3 protein-coding genes are annotated in these 2,909 nt (G+C 69.6%); all 3 read right to left on the reverse strand.

The genetic code is table 11. The features are described 5' to 3' along the window. Nucleotides 1-984, reverse strand: a 984-nt coding sequence (locus HC022_RS23005) for a cache domain-containing protein (RefSeq protein ID WP_254885248.1), incomplete at its 3' end; no start/stop codon positions are given. Nucleotides 985-1,021: 37 nt separating this feature from the next. Next, nucleotides 1,022-1,690 (reverse strand): phosphoribosylformylglycinamidine synthase subunit PurQ, encoded by a 669-nt coding sequence (gene purQ / locus HC022_RS23010; RefSeq protein WP_167453954.1) that lies wholly within the window; start codon nt 1,688-1,690, stop codon nt 1,022-1,024. A 227-nt stretch (nt 1,691-1,917) separates the two neighbouring features. Continuing rightward, a complete protein-coding gene (locus HC022_RS23015) occupies nt 1,918-2,904 on the reverse strand; it encodes an alcohol dehydrogenase catalytic domain-containing protein (protein WP_167453955.1) in 987 nt (328 codons plus the stop codon). Nucleotides 2,905-2,909 lie beyond the last annotated feature (5 nt).

The following is a 2,909-nucleotide window of genomic DNA, read 5'->3' on the forward strand; positions in this document are numbered from 1 at the left end:
CAGCTCGGCGGATTCCCGCTGGAACAGGGCCATGCGCAGCGCCGTCTTGCGGCTGAGCGCGTAGAAGGCCAGCGCCGCGAGCAGCGCGAAGCCCATGATCTCGAGCGCCAGCACCGCGTTCACCTTCTCGCGCACCGAGGCGTAGGTGGTGAAGGTCGCCATGGTCCAGCCTCGGAACGGGATGCGCCCGTCGACCTGCATCACCGCCTCGCCGCGCACGTAGGCGTCGGGGGGCAGCGCTGTCCAGTCGGCGGTGGCCTTGATGGCGCGCTCGATGGCGCTTTCCGGCGACTGTCGCTCGAGCGCCTCGTCCATGGTCCGACCACGCCAGCGCGGCTCGGTCGCAAGTACGATGGTGCCCTCGGAATCGAGCACCGCCACCGCGTCGGTGATCCCGACCCAGGCGCGTTCGAACTTGGCGAGGTCGACCTCGACCACGATGACGCCGATCACCGTGTTCTGGCTCTCGACCCGCCGCGAGTAGGTGAAGGAATACCCCCCCGCCTCGCGCGCCTGCGTGGTGAAGACCGTGGTGTTCGAGCGCAGCGCATTCACGAAATAGGGCGCACCTCGGTGCTGTTCGCCAAGGCGGTTGCGGTCGGTCGCGGCGACAGTGCGACCGTCGCGGTCGAGCAGCATCAGCGAGGCCGCGCCGATCTCGTCCACGTAGGAAATGAGCCGCTGCGACGACTGGCTGAAATCGCCCGAATTCAGCGCCCCGATCAGCGCCGGGTCGCGGGCCAGCAGCTGCGGCACGATGGCGTTGCGCCTGAGCTCTGACAGGATGTTGCCCGAATAGAGCGCCAGCCGCAGCTCGGCCCGGTTGCGGGTGGATTCGGTGAAGCGGTCGGTGAGCAGACGGTTGGTGGTCCAGACCGTCGCCACGGCAAGCAGCACAAGGATACCCAGCGCCAGCCGTACGCGCCAGCCGAGCGGGCCGCTGCGCCTCACGCGCGGCAATCTTTCCGAGGTCGGTTCCGACATGCGGCGCAGACTACGCCTGCGCGCTCAGGCGCTCAAGTCAAGCCTCCGCCAGCGCGTCGGTCAGATGGGCGAAAAGGCGCGCACCGTCCTCGTTGCCCTGCGCGGGATCGCAGGCGCGCTCGGGGTGCGGCATCATGCCAAGCACACGGCGGTTCGACGACAGGATGCCCGCGATGTCGCGATCCGAGCCGTTGGGGTTGTCGGTATAGCGGAACGCGACGCGGCCCTCGGCCTCGAGCATGTCGAGCGTGTCGGCATCGGCGGTGAAGTTGCCGTCGTGATGCGCGATCGGGATGCGGATCGTCTCGCCGGCCTCGTAGCCGCGGGTGAAGATCGACTGGCTCTCGGCGACCGACAGGCCGATGGTGCGGCAGATGTACTTCAGACCGCCGTTGCGCAGCAGCGCGCCGGGCAGGATCTTGGTTTCGGTCAGCACCTGGAAGCCGTTGCAGATCCCCAGCGCGTAACCGCCGCGCTCGACGTGGGCCTTCACCTCGCGGCAGATCGGCGAGTTGGCGGCGATGGCGCCGCAGCGCAGGTAGTCGCCAAAGGAGAAGCCGCCGGGGATGCCGACGATGTCGATGTCGGAGGGCAGCGCGGTGTCCTTGTGCCAGACCATCTGGACGTCGAGACCCGCCTTGCGGAATCCTTCGGCGAGATCACGGTCGCAGTTCGACCCGGGGAAGACGATGACGGCGGCTTTCATGGGGAACTCCCTCGGCAGGCTCAGGGCTGATTGCGCACCGCATAACGGCTTTTGCGACGCAGCGCAATCGGCCCCTGCCTGCCCCTGCCGGCGGCATCGGTGGATGCCGCCTTGCGCGGCTTTCGGTCGGATTGCACCGAGTGTTTTGTCGCTGTGGCGGGCCGTTTTCGACCGGGGGGCCTGGGCTCGGTTTTGCTGTGCGGGCGTATTTCACGCCGGGGGCCCGGTCACGACTGGAAATCGGTGATCACCGCCACGCCCGGCGGCGTGGGTCCGTTGAAGGCCGCAAGCTCGGCGCTGGCCCCGCTCAGGCCGATTTCGCGCGCGATCAACGGCGAGAGGTCGACCTTGTTGCGGGTGATCAGCCCCAGCAGCGACGGGTAGCGATGCGCCGGCATGCCCCGCGTGCCGTAAAGCGCGAGGTTGCCCATGTAGACGGCGGACATGTCCACGTCCATGTGGGCGGTGTGACCCACCGGCATCCCCACCTGCACGTGCCGTCCCAGCGGGCGCAGGCAGCGCAGCGAGGCGTTGACGGTGACCGGGATGCCAAGCGCCTCGATGCTGACATGCGCGCCGCCGCCGGTGATCTCGCGGATCTGCGCCGCTGCGTCGCCCTCGCTGGCGTTGACCGCGGCGTCCATGCCGAGTCCCAGCGCATGGTCGAGCTTTTCCTGCACCACGTCGACCACCACCACATGCGCCCCGAGCGCGCGGCCGAGCAGCGCCGCCGAGAGCCCGACGCCGCCGGTGCCATGCACCGCGAGCCACTCGCCGCCCTGCAAAGCCGCGCGCCCGGTGAGCGCGTGCCCCGCGGTGGTGACCCGGCAGCCGAGCCCCGCCGCCAGCGTCGGCGACATGCCCTCGGGGAGCCGTGCGAGGTTGAAGTCCCGCGGCACCGCCACGTATTCGGCGAAGGCTCCGGGCTCGATGAAGCCGGGCAGGCGCTGGTCCGAGCATACCGTCTGCTGGCCGGCGCGGCAGCTCGGGCACGTGCCGCAGGAGAGGATGAAGGGCGCGACCACCACGTCGCCGCGCTGCCATTGCGACCGCGGCCCCGCTTCGATCACCTCGCCGCAGTATTCGTGGCCGGGGATCTGCCCGGGCTTCACCCGCGGATGCTCGCCGGTCCAGCCGTGCCAGTCCGAGCGGCAGACGCCACAGGCAAGGACACGCAGCACCACCCCATCCTCGGGGCAGAGCGGCTCGGCCACCTCCT

The organism is Salipiger sp. HF18, from assembly GCF_011806505.1.
Lineage (GTDB): Bacteria > Pseudomonadota > Alphaproteobacteria > Rhodobacterales > Rhodobacteraceae > Salipiger > Salipiger thiooxidans.